Annotated in this window: 9 protein-coding genes and 4 pseudogenes; 5 read left to right on the plus strand and 8 right to left on the minus strand. The window is 71.5% G+C overall.

The window, feature by feature from the left end; genetic code table 11:
- Window positions 1-16: 16 nt before the first annotated feature.
- The 6 genes from ACWEK3_RS12065 to ACWEK3_RS12090 form a co-directional block, all read right to left on the minus strand.
- Window positions 17-1,372 carry a beta-1,3-glucanase family protein gene (locus tag ACWEK3_RS12065; protein ID WP_453249612.1) on the minus strand — a complete coding sequence of 452 codons (1,356 nt, stop codon included), beginning with the start codon at window positions 1,370-1,372 and terminating at the stop codon, window positions 17-19.
- 237 nt (window positions 1,373-1,609) lie between these two features.
- Window positions 1,610-2,194, minus strand: coding sequence for a LuxR C-terminal-related transcriptional regulator (locus tag ACWEK3_RS12070; RefSeq protein WP_453249642.1), 585 nt, complete (start codon window positions 2,192-2,194; stop codon window positions 1,610-1,612).
- 707 nt (window positions 2,195-2,901) lie between these two features.
- Window positions 2,902-5,691 (minus strand): ATP-binding protein, encoded by a 2,790-nt coding sequence (locus tag ACWEK3_RS12075; RefSeq protein ID WP_453249613.1) that lies wholly within the window; start codon window positions 5,689-5,691, stop codon window positions 2,902-2,904.
- Window positions 5,692-5,696: 5 nt separating this feature from the next.
- Window positions 5,697-8,474 (minus strand): AAA family ATPase, encoded by a 2,778-nt coding sequence (locus ACWEK3_RS12080; protein WP_453249614.1) that lies wholly within the window; start codon window positions 8,472-8,474, stop codon window positions 5,697-5,699.
- Window positions 8,475-8,544: 70 nt separating this feature from the next.
- Entirely contained in the window at window positions 8,545-11,391 is a 2,847-nt protein-coding gene (locus ACWEK3_RS12085; protein WP_453249615.1) for a helix-turn-helix transcriptional regulator, read from the minus strand.
- Window positions 11,388-11,834, minus strand: coding sequence for a MarR family winged helix-turn-helix transcriptional regulator (locus tag ACWEK3_RS12090; protein WP_453249616.1), 447 nt, complete (start codon window positions 11,832-11,834; stop codon window positions 11,388-11,390). The genes ACWEK3_RS12085 and ACWEK3_RS12090 overlap by 4 nt, the downstream gene beginning before the upstream one ends.
- 849 nt (window positions 11,835-12,683) lie before the next feature.
- Between ACWEK3_RS12090 and ACWEK3_RS12095 the strand changes: the two genes are divergently transcribed.
- The 5 genes and pseudogenes from ACWEK3_RS12095 (at window position 12,684) to ACWEK3_RS12115 (ending at window position 18,774) form a co-directional block, all read left to right on the plus strand.
- Window positions 12,684-14,873 carry a chorismate-binding protein gene (locus ACWEK3_RS12095; protein WP_453249617.1) on the plus strand — a complete coding sequence of 730 codons (2,190 nt, stop codon included), beginning with the start codon at window positions 12,684-12,686 and terminating at the stop codon, window positions 14,871-14,873.
- Between the two features lie 209 nt (window positions 14,874-15,082).
- A complete protein-coding gene (locus ACWEK3_RS12100; protein WP_453249618.1) occupies window positions 15,083-16,459 on the plus strand; it encodes a glycosyltransferase in 1,377 nt (458 codons plus the stop codon).
- A 282-nt stretch (window positions 16,460-16,741) separates the two neighbouring features.
- Window positions 16,742-16,840, plus strand: a pseudogene (locus ACWEK3_RS12105) (DUF2238 domain-containing protein); the annotation flags it as partial.
- A gap of 40 nt (window positions 16,841-16,880) precedes the next feature.
- Window positions 16,881-17,152, plus strand: a pseudogene (locus tag ACWEK3_RS12110) (alanine--tRNA ligase-related protein); the annotation flags it as partial.
- Between the two features lie 121 nt (window positions 17,153-17,273).
- A pseudogene (locus ACWEK3_RS12115) lies at window positions 17,274-18,774 on the plus strand (catalase).
- A gap of 87 nt (window positions 18,775-18,861) precedes the next feature.
- On the opposite strand, the gene ACWEK3_RS12120 reads toward ACWEK3_RS12115, so the two are convergent.
- On the minus strand, window positions 18,862-19,005 hold the full coding sequence (locus tag ACWEK3_RS12120) for a DUF5707 domain-containing protein (protein WP_453249619.1): 144 nt from the start codon (window positions 19,003-19,005) through the stop codon (window positions 18,862-18,864).
- A gap of 107 nt (window positions 19,006-19,112) precedes the next feature.
- Window positions 19,113-19,295: pseudogene (locus ACWEK3_RS12125) on the minus strand (DUF5707 domain-containing protein); the annotation flags it as partial.
- Window positions 19,296-19,498: the final 203 nt, after the last annotated feature.

A 19,498-nucleotide genomic window follows, 5' to 3' on the forward strand; every position in this document is an offset into this window, starting at 1 on the left:
TCTGTCGGGCCGGCAGTTACCAGCCGACGGCGACCAGCAGCCACTGCGGGCTGCCGTGGGAGACGAAGGAGGACTGGCCCGCCACGTCGTCGTAGGGGAAGCCGTAGGCGAGCCGGTTGATGGCGTTGTCGTGCCAGAACTTGGCGTAGTAGTTGGCGGGTGCCGCCTTGTAGTACTGGGCCGGGTCGGACTGCTGGGAGGCCGGCAGTGTGGCGACGTGCCGGTTGAGGGCGGCGCACATGTCGGGGTTGCCGGCCAGGGAGGCGGCGCAGCCGAAGATGTCGGAGGTGGCCGCGTTGACACCGACGGACTGGGCGTACGAGGTGAAGTAGTTGGCGTTCGCGCCGCCCGCGCGGAAGCTGGGGTCGCTGCCGGGGGCGATGATCCGGTACGGGGCCTGGGTCTGGGCCAGTACCTTGAACTGGTCCGGAACGGCGTTGGTGAAGCGCTGGAAGGTGGTGGCGCGGTCCTCGGCGAAGGTCTGCCGGTTCTCGCCGACCTCGACGTCGTAGCCGTCCTTGGTGTGCAGGCGCATGGCGAGCTTGAGGCCGAAGGCGTCGACGCGGGTCGTGTTGCCGTTGAAGACGTTGTTGCCGACGGTGAATTCGATGAAGTCGTAGTAGGGGCCGCCCGGCGCGCCGAGGTAGAAGTACATGCGGCCCGCCGAGTTCGCCGGCATGTCGAGGTAGGGCTGCTCGGCGATGGAGTGGACCTGCCCGTTGAAGCTCCAGTACACCTGGCTGTCGGGGTACTTGCCGTTGGTGCGGTTGAGGATTTTCACCTCGACGGCGTTCTTCGCGGCGGGTATGTCGCCGGTGCCGCCCCAGAAGTCGTCCGGCGGGGTGGTGCCGCCGGGTCCGTAGACCTGGAACTCCCACAGCGAGTAGCCGTAGGGGGTGGCTCGCTCGGTTCCGTAGAAGCGCACATAGCGGCCGCTGCCCGTGATGGCGAGGTTCTGGGTGCCGCCGGTGGCGGTGGTGGTGGAGTGGACCGTGGTCCAGGTGTTCGCGTCGGTGGAGATCTGGATCTGGTAGGCCTTGGCGTAGGCGGCCTCCCAGTTCAGCGTGGCGCGGGTCAACTGCTGGACGGAGCCCAGGTCCACGCGGAGCCATTGCGGGTCGGAGAAGGCGGAGGACCAGCGGGTGCCGGTGTTGCCGTCGACCGCGGCACCGGCCGGGAAGGTGTCGTTCTCGACCGAGGACGCCACGGCGGGCCGCCCCTGGGACAGCAGTTGGTCCGCGGCCTGTGCGGACGACGGTGTCAGAGCGGCCAAGCAGGCGGCGAGCAGGACGACGACCAGGCCGAGCGCCATGCGGGAACGCGGGGCGGTGGTCGCCGGTCTGCGGGTGAGTGCGCCGGAGAAGGTCTGCATACGGGTCTCCTCAAGCCGGTTCGGCGTGCGTGGGGGTGGAGCGGTAGCAGGCGTGAGAGCGCTCTCTCCGGGTTGTATCCCCACCGGCGGGCGGCGTCAACAACTGAAATCGAAATCACGGGAGTTGGCGATGCATGCCTTCATTTCTTGATGTGAGCCGCCGTGTGCGGGCCGAGGCATTCCCCGGCCCGCGCGAGCGGCCGACATCATCCGGCCTGGGGCAGGCCCCCCGCGACGTCAGTCCTTGATGAAGTCCGGGACCACCTTCGGGGGCCAGACGCCGACTTTGAGCACGCCCATGGAGTACGCGCGGGAGACCAGCGCCGCCCGGTTCGGCACCCGGAGTTTCCGCAGCAGGCAGGTCACGTGGTACTCGATGCCCTGTCGGCTCAGGTGCAGTCGTGAGGCGAGCGGGATCGTGGAGAGTCCGGAGGCTATGCCTTCGAGTATCCGGGCGTCGATCGGGCTCAGGAGCTTCTTGTTGCGTCCGCCGACAACCTCCGAGTCGGCCGAGTCGTTCTGTGCGCTGGGTATCATGACCAGGATCGAGGACTCGTCCGGGAGACCGCCGCGCACCATGAGGGCCGTCAGAGGGACGGTGAACGTGGCGTCGTCCCGTCCCACCGCGATGACGTCGGTGGCGAAGCGATCACGCCGGCCCTCGATGAGGCCGGTGAACTGCCGCATCAGCGGCTGCTGGACACTGGGGTGGACGAGGTCGCTGAAGGTCCGGCCGCACAACTCCGCGGACGAGCCTCCGAACTGCCAGAAGAACCCTTCGCTGGCCTGTTGGATGGTCAACGCCCGGTCGAGACGTGCCATGTTGAGGCGGCCCTCGTCGAGCATCGCGGTCTGCGGCGACCCGTCGTGCTCGAGGAGGTCGCGGGCTTGCCCCTTCCTCGAAACAGGGAGGGTGGACGTGAACGAACTCGTCTCACGTCGTGAGTTGGTGACCTGCGGCATGATCGCCCTTCGTGCGGTGGGGGGTGTACTCCGCGCGCGGTGGACCCGATCGGTTCGGGCCACGACAGGACGGTTCGGCACGAGGGCGCCCGGGCGCCCCTGCCTGGAGGGCGCACACCAACGAATGTGGCGGTGGACAGTGCCTCACGCATCTGACAACGTTGCCGGTTTTCGACCTCTCGTCGCCGTCACCGCACCGTCGGTCTGCGCAGCGGTTGGTACTCATGTGATGGGTGAACAGGTATCAGCTTCCGATGGCCTTCCGGGTCAGGAAACTCGCCGGCCCTCCAGTGCTTTCCTTTCTCCTCTCTCATGGAAGAGGAATGCCGAGGGGGACGCGGTTTCCCTGACCTTTCAATTCGCCATTTACCACCGGAACCACACCTGGAACTCTAGAGAGCCAACGGTGACCGGGTCAACGTGAACCGGCCCGATCCCGCCGATTCTGTGGAGTTGCGGGGGAAGGTTCGGTCGGCCGCCCGGACACCGCACCCAAGGTTCGGTACGGTTACGAAAGAGCAGGTCAGAGGGCATTTTCGACAGAAACGGGCACACCAAACGCCCGTTCAGCCGGGAGCATGCACGCCGGTTTCCTGGAGAACTGCGGCCAACTCACGCCTGCCCGTAATGCCAAGTTTACGATAGGAGTTTGTCAGATGCTTTTCCACGGCTCGGGCACTCACTTGGAGTTCAGCTGCAATTTCCTGATTGGTGAGCCCATTGACAACTAGTGATGCCACACGGCTCTCGGTACGGGTGAGCGCCGTCCGTACGACCGGGACGGAGGGCCGGCCTTCCGCGCTGACCGGCCCGGCCAGCCAAGGGACGCCGCAGGACTCCGCCAGCTCGCCGGCCTCGCGCAGCGCCTCCCGGCCCTCGGCACCGTCCCCCAGCAACCGCCCCAAGTCCCGTACGGCCATGAAGAGTTCCAGTTCGCTGGCGGAGTCGCGGAGTGTTGCCACGGCCTCCCGCAGCAGGTCGACCCGGTCGTCCGCCCCGTCGGCACGGGCGCGCAGCCGCAGTGCCCGGCCGATGGCCACCGGCGCTCCCCACTCCCTGGCCCGCGCGTACTCCTCCGCCGCCAGGGTCCGGGCCAGGTGATGGTCGCCGAGCTGCTGGGAGAGGGAGATCGCCCAAGGACGCCAGGGGAACAGAACGGGATTGCGCCACCCCGCGCACTCCAGTTGCCGACCGCATTCCATGGCCGTCTCCAGGGCCGTGTCGGCCGCGCCCGCCTGGGCCTGTTCCGCCATCCGGAGCAGGCTCAGCAGTGCGGCCGGGATCGGCCCGAGGGCCCGGCCGGCCGCCTCGGCCACGATGCGTGAACCCAGGTGCACATCACGCGCCGACAACGCCAGTGCGCCCAGCACGCCGTAGACGAAGCAACGGCTCTCCTCCTCGATCGTGTCGGCCAGTTCGGCGATTCGCTCCGCCTGCTCCCGGGCCTGAGGCAGCCGGCCACGCGCGATGTGGAACAGCGCGCGCCGCGCATGCCCCATGGCATCGTCCCCACCGTCGTCCCCGTACCCGCTCCGCTCCGCGGCGTTCAGCCAGGACTCGGCCGTCTGCAGGGCGTCGGCGCCCACCAGGGAGAACATCACCAACTGCATCACCGAGCCGCCGCCGGTGGCGGTCGCCGGTTCCCAGTCGAGGATGCCGCGAGCCTGCCGTACGATCTCCGACGCCTCTCCGTCGGCGCTGAGCGTCGCCGCGTGCAGCAGCACGGCCAGCAGTTCCCGGCCGCCGCGCGAGCGGACCGTGGGCTCCAGGACGCGCAGCCTGCCGACGGCGTCGGCGAGTTGGGCGTAGTCGTCGAGGCCCGTGTACCGCAGCCTGGCTTCCAGGGACAGCGCCTCTTCGCCACCGGGGTCGTCGCACGTGTACGGGTCCACGAGGTCCTCGGCGGCGCGCCTGAGCAGGGCGGCCCCCGCCGGGGTCACGGGGCTGGTCACACAGGGCGAGAGCCGCAGCACCGCGGCAGCGCGGTCACGGGCCATGGGGAGCAGGGGCAGTGCCTGCGCGATGTGGGATTCGGCGGCCGGCGGATCGAAGGACAGCTCGACACCTGCGAGTTCGACCAGCAGTTGGGCCCTCGTCCGGTCCTGCTCGACCGCTTCCAGCAGCGCCCGCCGCAGATACCGGGCGGCCAGTTCCGGCCTCCCTTTGCGCCGTGCGGTGTCCGCCGCGCTGCGCAGCACCGCGACGGCCCAGGGGTACCGGGGCGTCGGAATCGCCATCAGCTGGGCGGCGACCTGCTCCGCCGGGAGCCCGGCGTCGTACAGGACCCCGGCGGCGGCCTCCTGCCAGCGCTGCCGTTCGGCGGCGCTCATCGAGCATTCGACGGCCTCCCGTACGGACGGGTGCGCGAAGCGCGCCTCGTCCTCCCCGGCCGTCAGGCCGAGTTGGTGCAGGACGCGCAGCGCCGTCGTGAAGCCGACGTCGTCGAGGCCGGCGAGGCGGCCGAGGAGTGCGGGCTCCTCGTGCCCGGCCAGCGTGGCGATCGCGGCCGCCGCGTCCCGGACCGGTTGCGGCTGGAGCAGCAGGCAGTTCAGTAAGCGGTCGCGGAGTTGCGCAGGGAGCGTCGCGTGCACGAGGCCGGTGCTCGCGGCGACCGGCGGGCAGCCCATGAGGGCGACTTCGGACAGCACGGACAGAAGGAACAGCGGACGCCCCTGGGACATGTCGTGGCAGGCGTGGACGAAGTCTTCGTCGGCGGGTTCACCCAAGCGCGCCCGTACGAGTTCCCCGGTGGCGGCCGGAGACAGGGGCACGGGACGCAGAATCCGGGCCGAGGCGCCCACCACCTCGTGCACCAGGGGGTCGCGCGAGCCCGGATCGCCGTCCCGCAGGGTGCACACGAGCAGCAGTCGCAACCCGTCCAGCCGCGGGGCGAGATGGGCGAGCCAGCGCAGCGACCAGGAGTCCGCCCACTGAAGGTCGTCGATGAGGATCAGCAGGGGCGCCGTGGCGCTCAACTTGGCCAGCAGCGAGCGCAGATCGCGCAGAACCGTTCCGTCCAAGGCGTCGGGGTCGAGCACCACGTCGTCACCGAGCACCCGCCGCGCGGCCCCCGCGCCGGCGAGCAGCCGTTCCCGGCCCGGCCCGGGTGCCGTGGTGAGCAGGCTGTCGAACAACTGACGCACCACACCGCAGGCGAGGCCTTGCTCCGTCGGCGCGGCGTTGGCCCGCAGCACGTGTACCGCGCCCTCGTCGGCGCAGCGAGGCAGTGCGTTCAGCAGCGCCGAACGACCGATGCCGAGGGGGCCGGCCAGCACCATGTGGGAGGAGCGCCCCTCGGCGGCGGCGCGCAGGGCCTGCCGCACCGCCGCCAGTTCGGCTCCTCGTTCGAGCAGCATCGCGTTCAGTGTCCTTCCATCGCGCGGACGAGTTCACGCAGTTCCTGGCGCCCGTTGATGCGCAGCTTGCGGTAGACGCGGGCGAGCCGGAGTTCGACCGCACGGCTGGATATCTCCAGCAGCGCGGCGATGTCCCGGTTGCTGCGGCCGCGGCCGGCGAGGAGCGCGGACTGCCGCTCGGCCTCCGAGAGGTCGCCCCAGCCCGGAACCGACACCGTGCCGGTGGCCGCCCCGGCGAGCGCACGGGCTTTGACCGCCATGGGGGCGGACGGGTGGGCGGCGGTCAGCGCGCACAGTTCGGCGAGCGACAGAGCGGCCATCCGCCGGTCGCCGCCGCTCTCCGTCATCTCCAGGGCCGTGTATTCCGCCAGGACGCGGGTGTACTCCGGACCGGTAGGCGCCGAGCGCACCACTCCCATGGCCGAGCGGATGCCCGCCAGGCGGTCCTCCCGCCCGGCCACGAGCACCGCGGTCAGCTTGGCCCAGGCGAGGGTGCTGCCCGCGCCCCAGCGCCGGGCGAGCGCCAGTTCCTGTTCGCTCAGTCGCCGGGCCTCGGCCGACTCACCGAGGGTGTGGCAGGTCAGTGCCGTCAGCGAACGCCACGGCACCAGCACGGGGTTGAGGTGATGGCGGCTCAGCAGCCGGCGGCCGCACTCCCGGAACTGGTCGCGCGCCTCCACGGGGTTGCCGCCGCGCAGCGCGACCACTCCCCGTGCGAACAGCAGGCGGGGCCAGTGCTCGCTGTCCTCCGCGGCGGGCGGCAGGGGCATGGCGGCACGCTCGCGTGCCGCGTCCTCACGGCCGCTCTCCACGTCCACGACGATGCGGATGCCGTACAGATGGGGCAGGAGGGCGGCCGATCTGCCGAGCAGGTGCGCTCCCCGCTCGGCGGCCTCCAGGTCCCGCTCCGCCTGGGCGTGCCGGCCTCTGCGTATGTTGAGTTCGCCGCGCAGGGCGAGGATCTGGGGAGCGGCGAGCCGGAGCCGGCTGCCGTCGAGTGCGCCGAGCAGCCGGTTCAGGCCGGACTCCGCGTCGTCCAGCACGTCGGTGAGGCACAGGGCCCTGCACGCCGCCAGGGCGGGCTGGATGAGCGGGCCGCCCGGCCGCTGGTCATCGGTGAGGGCGGCCTGGGCCAGGCTCCTGACCTCGTGCAGGCTCTCCCCGTACAGCGCGAGTTGCCAGGCGCGCACGGCGGCCTGCGCGCGGGTGGCCGGGCGCTGCGGCAGGGGTGGCACCGTGGGCACGGACGGTATGCCGCTTCCCTGGCCGGTCGGGTCGGCGGCCCAGAAGAGCGCAAGCAGGTCGTCCCGTTCGGCCCCGGTCGCGACCGTCAGCGCGTCCGCGAGCGACCGGCGCACCACCTCGGTACCGCCCCCGGTGAGGCCCAGGTCGGCGGCGTGCAGGCGCACGGCGGCGGGGTTCTCGGGCGTACGGATCAGCCGCTCTATGCGCACGTCCCCGGCCTCGGGCTCGGTGACCAGGTGAACGGCGGCCAGTTCGAGGCCGAGGCGGGCGCGCTCGGCGGGATCCCGTTCCTCCTCCGCCGCCCGCGCGAGGAGTACGGCGGCGCGGTCGTGCTCGCCCTCCCGCAGGGCGTGGTCCGCGTCGCGGCGCAGTGTGCGGATCGCCCAGGCGGCCCCGGTCGGGCGCGCGGCGAGCAGCAGGTCGGCCACGGCCCGGTCCTCGGCCCCGGCGCGGTGGGCGAGTTCGGCGGCCCGAACGTGCAGATCGGTCCGGTCGTCGGCTGCCATGTCCTGCAACACGCGGACTCGTAAAGCCGGTTCGACCCTCAGGCGGCCGTCGGGCAGGGCGCGGATGCCGGCCGTCCGGGCGAGGGTCGCCCGGAGCCGGTGTTCGTTGAGCGAGCCCGCGCGAGCGAGCGTGCGCACGAGGGGGAAGTCGAGCAGGTGTCCGCAGACCGCCAGCACCCGCACCACCTCGCCCGCTTCGGCGCCGAGTCCCCGCACGGCGCTCATCAGGTGGTCGCCGAGCACGGCGGAGCCGGTCGCCCGGAGGGCCGGGAGCCGGGCCGCGGCCGGCCGGTGTCCGAGCGCGGCGAACCGCTGCAACAGGTCGTGCAGCACCTCGGGATGCCCGCCGCTGATCCGGGCGGCCTCGGCCGTGAACGCCTTGTCCGCGGGTCCGCAGACCCGGGCCACCTCGGCGGCGACCTCGTCCGGGGGCAGCGGTGCCAGCGTCAGGTGATGGGCGACCGGACCGGGTGCGGAGCCGAGTTCGCCCGGCCAGCCGGGGTCGGCCGCCGCCGCGTCGTCGCCGCCGCACACCACCGCGAGCGGTGCCCCGGCGGATCTGCGCAGCAGCGCCTGGAGCCAGTGCAGCGACTCCCGGTCGAGCCAGTGCGCGTCCTCGACGGCCAGGACGGTCGGGCACTCGCGCGCCGCGCGCAGCAGCCCGGCCAGCCCCGGAAAGGGCTCGCGCCGCGTCGGCCCCGGTGGCGTCGCGCGCATGCCGATCGGTGGGACGCCGAGCGGTTCGAGCAGCTGCGTGACCACTCCGTAGGGCAGTTCGGACTCCGACAGCGCCGCTCGGGCGCGCAGCACCCGCTGGCCCGACTCGCGGGCCCGGTCGGCGGCCCAGCGCACCAGAGCGGACTGGCCCAGCCCGCTTCTGCCCGACAGCGTGACGAGCACCGGTCCCGAGGTGTCGAGCCCATCGACGACTGCTGCCATCATGGCCCGCTCCCGGACGCGGGACGGCGGGTCCTCGGTGGCCGTCGCCGACCGCGCGTGCTGCGGCTGGTGAAAGGGAGTTGACCCCGTCATTCGTCGCTCACCCTGTCTTCCTGCCCCCGTTCGTGTTGTGCGGCGTGTGAGTCCCCGACAGGTCGGACCCTTACGCCCCTTCCAGCACCGACCAGCCCGGCAGAGGCCATGAGCGGCCGTGCACGGCGCGCAGGGCGTCCGTGAGCTGGTCCCGTCGGCGCACCCCGAGCTTCCGGTACACATTGGTCAGATGTGACTCGACGGTGCGCACCGTGACGAACAGCCGTTGTGCGATCTGGCGGTTGCTGGCCCCGGACACCGCCAGTCCGGCCACTTTCAGCTCCGTGGTGGTGAGCAGGCCCCCGGTCGGCGCGTCGGCGGCGTGGCCCATGCGCCCGCCGGCGGAGACCAGCAGGCTGCGGGCCGACTCCGCCAGCGCGAGCGCCCCGCAGCCACCCGCGATGCCGGCCGCCTTGCGCAGCCTCTCCCGGGCACCGGCCTCGTCGCCGTGCAGCAGGAGGGCCCGGCCCAGCGCGTATTCGGCACGGGCGTACGCGGCGACCGCCGGCGACCGGGACATCTGGTGGGCCGACTCGGCGAGCAGGTCGAGCCCGGCCCGGCCCGGGGTGAGGACGCCCGTGGCGAGCGCGGCGAGCCCGAGGGCGCGCGGCGTTCCCCAGCGCCGCGCGCGTTCGGCTCCTTGTTCGGCCAACTCCCTGCCTTCCGCGGGCCGGATGGCCGCGAGGATCAGGCAGGTGTCCACCCACCAGGAGGTGAGCACCGGGCTCAGCACACCGGCGGTCTCCTGCACCGCGCCGCACTCACGCAGCAACCGCAGCGCCTGCCGCGGGTTGCCGGTCGCCCAGCGGGTGCGGGCGCGGGTGTGCAGATACAGCAGGTAGGCGAGGGCCGAGCCGCTCGGCTCGGAGCGGCCGATCCGGTCGAGGAGCCGCTCGGCCTGCTGCGGCTCGCCGCGGTCGACGAGCACCGACGCCAGCACCGCTCGTGCCGTCACCAGCCGTGCCTCGCAGTTGGTCCGGCCCGCCGCGGCGATCGTCGAGCGGGCTTCCGCGGCGGCGTCGAGCACGGCACCGTCACGGTGCAGCAGGTGGGACCTCAGGGACCCGGCGAGCACCCGCACCCAGGCCGTCGGTTCGTCGCCCTCGCGCCGCAGCATGGTGTCCAGTGCGGTGTGCGCCTCCGTCGTCTCGTCCGCGAGGCCGAGTGTGGCGGCGGCGGTGAACAGCAGCCACGGCGGCTGCTGGAGGGAGGGACTGGCCAGCGCGCGCCGGGCGCCTTTCACGGCCGCCTCCCGGGAGTGGCCGGCCAGCGCGGTACGCAGGGCGGCGAGCGCCTCCGTCTGCTGCCGGTCGGTGCGCAGCCGGTACGACGCCGTCACCGTGCCGCGGTGCTCCCGGGCCGCCACACCGGTCCCGCGCCGTCCCATGAGCAGCAGCACGGTCGCCACCTGGTCGCGCAGTTGCGGGGCGCGCTCGGGGCCGGACGCCAGGGCGTCCCAGGCGGTCTCCAGGGCTCCCAGGATCTCCGCCCGGCAGGCGGCCGGGAGCGGTACGGACAGGCATGCCATGGCGTACTGGACCGCGATGGCGGCCCGCGCGCGTGTGTCCGCCGTGCCGGCGAGCGCCGCGCGGAACAGCGGAACGGCGCTCAGGGGATCGTCGGGTGCCACGGCGAGCGCCAGCCGTAGTCGGGCCTCGATGTCGTCGGGCTCGGCCTCCAGCACCCGGCGCAGGCAGCCGGCGGCTTCGGCGAAGGCGCCGCGTTGCTCGGCCCGGGCTGCGGCGTCCCGCAGGACCGCGGTCATCCAGGGTTCCCGGGTGCGAGGCATCCGCATCAGATGCCGGGCCACCTCTTCGACGGGCCGGCCGGCGTCGCTGAGCAACAGCGCGGCGCGGGCGTGCAGTTCGGCCGTCCGCGCGGCGCCGAGCGGTTCGAGCAGCGCGGAACGTACGGCTTCGTGCACCAGAGCGGTGCCGTCGGGAGTGAGGGCTCCCGCGTGGCGCAGCACGGCGATCGCCTCCTCTGCCTGCGCACGGTCCACCTGCGCCAGCACCGCGACGCTCTCCGGGGACTGTGTGCTCCCGAGCAACGCGATCGCCGTGGCGACGCACCGGACGGCGGCGGACTCGCGGTCGACCGCACGCCGCACCGACCGGGCGGCCATGCCGCCGCCGAGTTCCCACGCCTGCTGTGCTCCGGCCTCGTCCGGAGCCGCCCCGCGTCTTCTCAGCTCGCGCAGCAGTCGGACGGCGGTGCGCGGGTTGCCGACGGTCACCGCGGCGACGCGCTCGGCGAGTCGGGAGTGCGCCGGCGTGCCGAAGACCTCCTCGGCGAGGCCGCCGACGGCGTCGGTGCCGAGTGGCCTGAGGGGCAGCACGGACACCGCGGGGTGGGCGAGGAGGTCCGCCCAGGCCCGGGGAGCGCGCGGGTCGGTGCCGGAACTCCGGCCGAGGACCACCAGCAGCGGCTGCCCGGCCGCCCGCCGCAGCAGGAACTCCAGCCAGCGCAGGGAGTGTTCGTCGCAGTGGTGGGCGTCGTCGAGTACGAGCAGCAGCGGCCGGTCCGCGGTGAGCCGCAGCACGTGCCCGAGGAGCCGGCGGAACACCGGATAGGCGGAGGTGAGGGTGAACCGCTGCGCATCCCCGGGGCCGGGCAGGAACGTGGCGGGGCTGTCCTCGCCCGGCTCCGGCTCCAGGCGGTCCGGAGCCGGGGCGCCCGCCGGCGCGAACAGCGCCCTCAGTCCCGCGTAGGCTCCGGCGCCGCCGGCCGCCTCTCCGCAGTGCGCCCGCAGCACCGTCATGTCCCGGCAGGCCGAAGCCCGCAGCAGGGCGTCGAGGAGAACGCTCTTGCCGTAGCCGGGCGGTGCGGTCAGCACCACGCACCCCGTCTCACCGCGGCATGCGGCGGCCGTCCGGGCGGCGAGTGCGGTCGACTCGTTGTCGCGGCCATGTATCACGTCGTACTCCGGAGGCGGTCGAGCAGGTCGTCCAGGGTGGCCAGGTCGTCCTCGCTGAACTGGGCGAAGGTGTCCCGCAGATTGCGTACGTGTCCGGCCGCCGCCCGGGAGAGGACGTCGTGCCCGGCGTCGGTGATGGCGGCGTAGGCGATCCGTCGGTCCCTGACGCAGGGGCAGCGTTCGACGTAGCCGGCCGCCTGGATCCGGTCGATCAGCCGGGTGACCCCGCTGGTGGTCAGGGCGATCTGGTCGGCCAGGGCGCTCATGGTCAACTGCCCTCCCTCCGAGCGGGCGAGCCGGATCAGGACCTCGAACCAGACGTGCGGCAGGCCGACTTCCGACTGCATGGCCGTGCCCAGGCGCCGCTCGAGGTGACTGTGGGTCTCCACCAGGCGGCCGAACGTCGTGATGAGAGGGTGGTCGATCGGGTTCGAGGAAGGCACACCCGGATTCTAAGCCAGAACACTTGTCCAGTCAGCTATTGTCGAGTCAGAGGCATGGGTTCAACGTGCGACTGGTCGGCCGAATATGATTGCTCTCCGAGGGCTGCCTACGCGCGAGTCGAACCCTCGCGCCTGACGCCTGGCTTTGCCATAGCTAACACACATGCGCCGGACCGGCGACTGGATGCCACCCGGTGCGTACGGACCGCGGGCGGCAATCGGACCGGCACGGCGCCCAAGCGGGCAAGCCGGAGCCCGCCCGCCCCCGGACGCGCCGTCCCCACACCTCGCCGACCGCCCCGGACCGTGCCGCGCCACACGACCCCGCCGTCCGCGAACATCGGCGTTCAAGGCCCGCCACCTGGCCGCCCACCGCCGGTGCGCTCGACACTAGGGAATTTCCGGTGTCCCGCATGAGATCACTTAGGGAGGCGATGCGCACTCCGACCGGAAGGAGCGGGAGTCCGATGAGAACCACGGAACGTCGGCCCACCCCCACCGCATTCGCGCTTCCGCACACATCCACGTCCGAGGAGCACGAGCCCGGCCGAACCCGCGGGTTCCCGTCAGCAAATAGCCTCGGACGAAATCAGGCAATGTGCCAATTCGGTTCCTCTCCAGACAGAGGAAGCGCCCAGTCGTGATGCCGAGAATAGGGATCCGGCGAGCAATGCCCGCTTCATGACCGAAATACAGTTGGCCGGAATCAACACACTTCTCCCGCCTTTCGGAAACCGAGCCACCCAATCCGCAGCACGGGGACCGACGCATGCCCCCGGTTCCGGCTGACGACGCTCCTCCTCCGACGCCCTGGTTCCGGTCCCCGCACCTGCGGAGCGAGGACCCGCGATGCGCACTCTGCTCGTCGACAACGACGACTCCTTCACCCACAACCTGTTCCACCGCCTCGCCGAGGTGAACGGCCGGGAGCCCGAGGTCGTCCGCCACGACGACCCCTCCTGGCGCCCCGGCCTGCTGCGGGGCTTCGACAACGTGGTGCTCTGCCCGGGGCCGGGCACCCCGCACGACCGCGCCGGCACGGCGATCTGCGCCGAGGTCTGCCGTCAGGACCGGCTGCCCGTGCTCGGCGTGGGTCTCGGCCACCAGACGATCGCGCTGGTGCACGGCGGCACTGTGGGCCGTGCGCCCTGGCCGTGCCACGGACGCGTCTCCCCCGTGCGGCACACCGGTACCGGGCTCCATCGCCAACTGCCCAACCCCCTCGAGGTCGTCCGCTACCACTCGCTGGCGGTCACCGGTCTCTCCCCCGCCCTGGAGCCCACCGCCTGGGCGACGGACGACGGCGTGGTCATGGCGCTGCGCCACCGGAGCCTGCCGCTGTGGGGAGTGCAGTTCCACCCCGAGTCCGCCGGGACGGACACAGGCCGTCAACTGCTCTCCCGCTTCCGCGAACTGACGGAAGAGCACCGGAGATCCCGCCCCGTCCCGTCCCTGTTCGCCGGTGCCCTGCCACGGCGGGCACCGGTGGTCACCGCCACCGGTGCGGGGAAGGCGCCGAAGCGGCTCCCGGGCGCCGGTGATCGTGCGCGGCCGCCGCGCCGCCGGCTGCGGGTGCTGGCCGAACGGCTGGAAACGAGCTGGGATGCGGAGACGGTCTTCGACCGCCTGTTCCGCTCCGGTGACCATCCCTTCTGGCTGGACGGCGGCCGGACGGACGGCGGTCCGGGCCGGGTGTCCGTCCTCGGCAACGCGGACGGGCCGCTCGCCCGGGTCGCCACCGCGCACGTGGTCAGGGGCAGCGTGTCCGTCCGGGCCGCGGGGCCCGCCGAGGTGGTCCGCAGTCCGTTCCTGCGCTGGCTCGACGAGGACCTGCGATCCCTGGCGGTAGAGGTCCCGGAGCTGCCGTTCGACTTCTCGCTCGGCTGGGTCGGCTGCCTGGGCTACGAGTTGAAGGCCGAGTGCGGCGGCGCGAGGGCGCACCGGTCACCGGCACCGGACGCCGTCATGGTCTTCGCCGACCGCGCCGTCGTCCTGGACCACGGCACGGGCACCGCGTCTCTGCTCGCCCTGGCCGAGGAGGGGGACGAGGGTCCGGCCCGGTCCTGGCTCACCGCCGCCTCGACGCGGCTTGCCGCCGTGCCGCCGCTGCCCGTTCCGTCCGCCCGCATCCCGTCACCGACCCGGCCGGCACGGCTGCGGCTGCGTCATGAGCGCGAGCGGTACCTCAAGCTCGTCGCCGCCGGCCAGGACGAGCTGACCGCCGGCCACACCCATGGGCTGTATCTCGCCAACATGATCGAGACCAGGACGGACCTCGACCCGTGGCAGGCGTACCGCACCCTGCGGCGGCTGGCCCCGGCGCCGTTCGGGGCGTTCCTGGGATTCGGCGCGCAGTCCGTGCTCAGCTCCGCCTCCGAGCGTTTCCTGCGCGTCGACCGGGAGGGCTGGGCGGAGTCGACGGTCACCGAGGGCTCCCGCCCCCGCGGGAGCACGCCGGAGGAGGACGCCCTGCTGATCGCGGATCTCGCCACCAGTGAGCGGGAGCGGGCCGCGCATCTCACGCTCCTCGACCTGGCGCGACACGACCTGGGTTCCGGCGCCGAGGCCGGCGCCGTCACGGCCGATCCGCTGTTCGACGTGGTGACGTGCCCCGGCGGGCACCGCCTGGTGAGCACGGTCAGGGCGCGGCTGCGCCAAGACACGACAGCCGTGGCGGCGTTGCGTTCGGCGTTCCCGGGCGGCTCCGTGACGGGCGCTCCCAAGCCGCGGTCGATGCGGGCCCTGGACCGGCTGGAGAGCGGGCCGCGCGGCGTCCACACGGGAGCGATCGGTTACTTCTCCCTTTCGGGAGCGGCCGACTTCGGCCTCGCCACCCGCACCGCGGTGCTGAGCGGCCGGCGTCTGCGGTACGGCGTCGGCGGCGCCGTCACCGCGCCGTGCGACCCGGACGCCGTGTTCGAGGAGACGGCGCGCGAGGCCGAGCCACTGCTGTCCCTGCTGGGCGCCCGGTTCCCGGGCCACGGCACGCCCGAGGCCCCGGGTGTCGCCCTGCCGGGCTCGCGCGGGCGTCGGCTGTAGGGCTTCCCCGGACACCGCGCTGTGAGCACGGGGCGACGGGCTCCGTCGGCAGATCCGGTCCCGCGCCCGGGAAGGTGCGCACCCGCTCCAACAGGAGGTCTAAGGATCTTCCGGCATCCGGCGTGAGATCACAGTGCCGGGCGATGCGGATCGCCCGGGGAGGTGCTCCCCCGTCCTGCCGGCCACCGATGAAAGGCACAAGGCACTTCATGGATTCCGCCCGACGGCCGATCCTGTTCGTCAGTCTTCCCGAGAGCGGCCTGCTGAACCCGCTGTTGGTGCTGGCCGGTGAACTCTCCCGCCAGGGCGTGGAGGACCTGTGGTTCGCCACCGACGAGCACCGCAGGGAGGACGTGCGCAGAACGGCGGAACACACATCGGTGCGGTTCGCCTCCCTCGGCGATGTGATTCCCGAGCTGTCGGCCGTGACCTGGCCCGACGACGTCTACCGGGACGTCACGCAGTGCTCCCGCTTCCGGGCCCACCGCGCCGTCATCAAGCAGTCCTACAAGCCCGCCCTCCAGGCCGAGAAGTTCCACCGGCTCCAGAAGATCGTCGACAGGGTCCGGCCGACGCTCATGGTCGTCGACTGCATGAGCGGTTTCGCCGTGGACCTGGCGGTCTCCCGGGGCATCCCCTTCGTGCTGAGTGTGCCGTTCCTGCCCAGCAACGTGCTGACCTCGCACAGTCCCTTCGCCAAGGGGCTCACCCCGCGTGACTTCCCCGTCCCGCACTCGGGGCTGCCGCGCCGGATGAACCTGGCGCAGCGGGTGGCCAACGAGCTGTTCAAGTTCCGTACCCTGGCCATGTTCTTCAACCCGGTCATGGGCAAGGTGCTGTCGAAGGACGCCCGTCTCCGCAAGGAGCTGGGGCTTCCACCGCCCAACCCGATGACGCGGATCGACAAGGCCGAGCTGGTGCTGTGCAACTCGGTGGCGGAGCTTGACTATCCGTTCGACATCCCGGAGAAAATGCGCCTCGTCGGCGCGGTGCTGCCGCCACTGCCGGAGACCACCGGAGACGATCCGGTGCGCAAGTGGCTCGACGACCAGTCGTCCGTCGTCTACATGGGCTTCGGCACCATCACCCGGCTGACCCGGGAGCAGGTGGGCTGCCTGGTGGAGGTGGCCCGCCGGCTGGCGGGCGAGCACCAGGTGCTGTGGAAGCTGCCGGCGGAACAGCAGCATCTGCTGCCGACCGCCGATGAGCTGCCGGGCAACCTGCGCATCGAGAGCTGGGTACCCTCCCAGCTCGACGTCCTCGCCCACCCCGGCGTCAAGGTGTTCTTCACCCACGGCGGCGGCAACAGCTTCCACGAAGGCCTCTACTTCGGCAAGCCGCTGGTCGTGCGCCCCCTGTGGGCGCACTGCTACGACCAGGCGGTACGCGGCCGGGACTCCAGGGTGAGCCTGACCCTCGACCACCCGGAGACCATCGTCGTCGACGACGTCGTGGACAAACTCACTCGGGTTCTGAGCGAACCGTCCTTCCACGAGAACGCGGAACGGATCGGCGCGCTCCAGCGCGCCGCGGGCGGCCGGACGGCCGCCGCCGATCTCATCCTCGGCCTTCCGGCCCTGGTCTGACGGGGAGCGCCTTCGGGTATCCCTGTCCGCCGGCTACAACGGCGCCGAGTACAGCGTCGCCTGTCGGAGTCGGCGATGGACTCGGCCGCCGCCGGCAGCGGATGGCGGCCGACGCCCAGTCCCGCGGCGCGTACGTCGCCGGACTGGGTGATGCCCTTGACCCCTTGGCCCAGTTGGGGCGGCGCCGGACGGCAAGCAGTCGGCGTCCCGGACTTAGCCGCCAGCCGGACCAGCTCCTGTTGCTCCGGTCTGGTCAGATGCACATCCCTCGTGCGCATCGCGGACATGTTCTGCGCGCTGATCGGGGCCACCGTCTCGGTGCTGGTGCTCAGCCACTTCCACGACCGCCGGATGGCGGCACTGGAGGCCCCGGCGCGCTAAGGGCATGTCCGACGGGTCGCTCGGAGCATGGCCCCCTGCTCAGGGCGTCGACAACCTGTACGAGATCGACGAGACCCGCCCGATCCTGGACGGGCCGCCACGCCGGCCGGGATCCGGTGCGGCGCGGACGCGGAGGCAGACGTACGGCTGCGCATGATCGCCGACCACTTCCGTACCGCCCTCATGTTCCCGGCCGACGGCGCCTCCCCCAGGAACGAAGGCCGGGGCTACATCCTGCGCCGATCGGTCCGTTCTATGCACCAGCTCGGCCACGGTGACCCGACGCTCCGAGCCCCACTCGCCGGAGGACGACTCACCCTCCGTGCCGAATCCGACGGTGTTCATAAAGTGCGACTTGAGGCGTTTAGTGCAGGTTCCTACGGTCACGCGAATGGAAGGGCGTGGAAGACCGGCACAGCGAAAGGGCAGACCTATGACGGAGTTCCATCCCGCCACCACGACGGACTCCGGCGCGCCGGTGGAGAGTGATGAGCACTCTCTCACCCTGGGCCCGGGCGGGCCGGTCCTGCTGCAGGACGCCTACCTGATCGAGCAGATGGCCCAGTTCAACCGGGAGCGGATTCCCGAGCGCCAGCCGCATGCCAAGGGGAGCGGCGCCTTCGGCCACTTCGAGGTGATCGAGGACATCAGCGCCTACACCATGGCAGCCGTATTCCAACCGGGCACCCACACTGACCTGGTCATTCGCTTCTCGACGGTCGCCGGCGAGCGGGGCAGCCCCGACACCTGGCGTGACCCTCGCGGCTTCGCGGTGAAGTTCTACACCACCGTGGGCAACTACGACATGGTCGGTAACAACACGCCGGTGTTCTTCATGAAGGACCCGATGAAGTTCCAGCATTTCATCCGCTCTCAGAAGCGCCGCGCGGACAACAACCTGCGGGACAACGACATGCAGTGGGACTTCTGGACGCTCTCGCCGGAGTCCGCGCATCAGGTGACCTGGCTGATGGGCGACCGTGGCATCCCCCGCACCTGGCGCCACATGAACGGTTACACCTCCCACACCTACATGTGGCTCAACGCCAAGGGCGAGCGGTTCTGGGTCAAATACCACTTCAAGACCGACCAGGGGATTGAGTTCTTCACCCAGCACGAGGGTGACCAGATGGCCGCCGTCGACACGGACTACCACATGCGCGATCTCTTCGAGCACATCCGTGACGGCGACTTCCCCAGTTGGACGCTGTACGTGCAGGTCATGCCGTACGCGGAGGCCGTGCACTACCGCTTCAACCCGTTCGATCTCACCAAAGTGTGGCCGCATGGTGACTATCCGCTCATACCGGTCGGCCGGATGACCCTGGACCGCAATCCGACCGACAACCACGCGGAGATCGAGCAGGCGGCGTTCCAGCCCAACAACTTCATCCCCGGGATCGGGCCGAGTCCGGACCGCATGCTGCTGGCCCGGCTGTTCTCCTACGCGGACGCCCACCGGCACCGCATCGGCGCCAACTACCAGCAGCTTCCCGTGAACGCGCCCATCGTCGACGTCCACAGCTACTCGAAGGACGGGGCGATGGCATACCGGAAGACGACTGATCCGGTGTACGCCCCGAACTCCAAGGGCGGTCCCGCCGCCGAACCTGCCCGCTTCGGCCCGCCGCCCAGCTGGGCGGCCGACGGCGAGATCACCCGTGCCGCATACGTCTCCCACGACGAGGACGACGACTGGGGGCAGCCCGGCACACTGGTCCGGCAGGTCCTGGACGACGCCGCCCGGGACCGTCTTGTCGACAACGTCGTCGGGCACCTCCTCAACGGGGTCAGCGAACCGGTCCTGGAGCGGGCCTTCACGTATTGGTCGAACATCGACGAGGCGATCGGCAAGCGCATTGCCGACGGCGTGCGGTCCAAGGGCCGCTGAACAGGGAGGCCCCGCACGGCGCAGCACGCGGCACAAGGCATGACGTCGGGCGACTCTCCGTCCAGGACGCAGCCTTGCTGGGCTGCGTCCGGACCGAGGCCAGTGGGGCCACCCCTTGTCCGTGTCCGGGTCACCGGACGGTGAAGTCGGCTGCCTCGATGTCCAAGGTCGTGGTGCCGTCCTGCGCGGTGACCAGGACGGCGACGTGCCAGGCACCGCGCGAGGACGACTCGGCGTCGGCACCGGTGACCTCGGCGGTGTAAGTGCAGCGCACGGTGTCCGGCCCGGAGGGCTTGCAGACGGCTGGCTCTCAAGAGATCCAGTCAGCCCCTTCTCGGCGAAGGACGAGTGCTGCGGCCAAGCCAGCACCTTCACGTTCTTGAGACCGGAGGACGCCGTGACGTCGGTGACGAAGACCAGCGAGCCATCGCGGTCCCCGTCGGGAGCGGAGTAGCGGGCAGTGCTGTGCGCCAGCGCCGGAGTCTGCTCCCCGGCCTGGGCGAGAGCGAAGGGACCGGCGCCACCGAGGAGAACGACACCGGCGACGACGGACAGAGGCAACACGTCGGGACATGGAAATCTCCGTAGCTGTCTCAACAGTGGATCGGGTCGGTGTCACGCGACTACGCCGCTGCGCCGATACTCGCCGCGCGAGGTCTCGCCACCACAGCCAACTCGCGCGCAGCGCCGACGTGGTGGCAAGCACGGCCACCGGAAAAAAGACATGTTGATGCGGATAGACGCCTCCGCAAGCAGCCGACCGCAGC

It is taken from the genome of Streptomyces sp. NPDC004721, assembly GCF_053601495.1.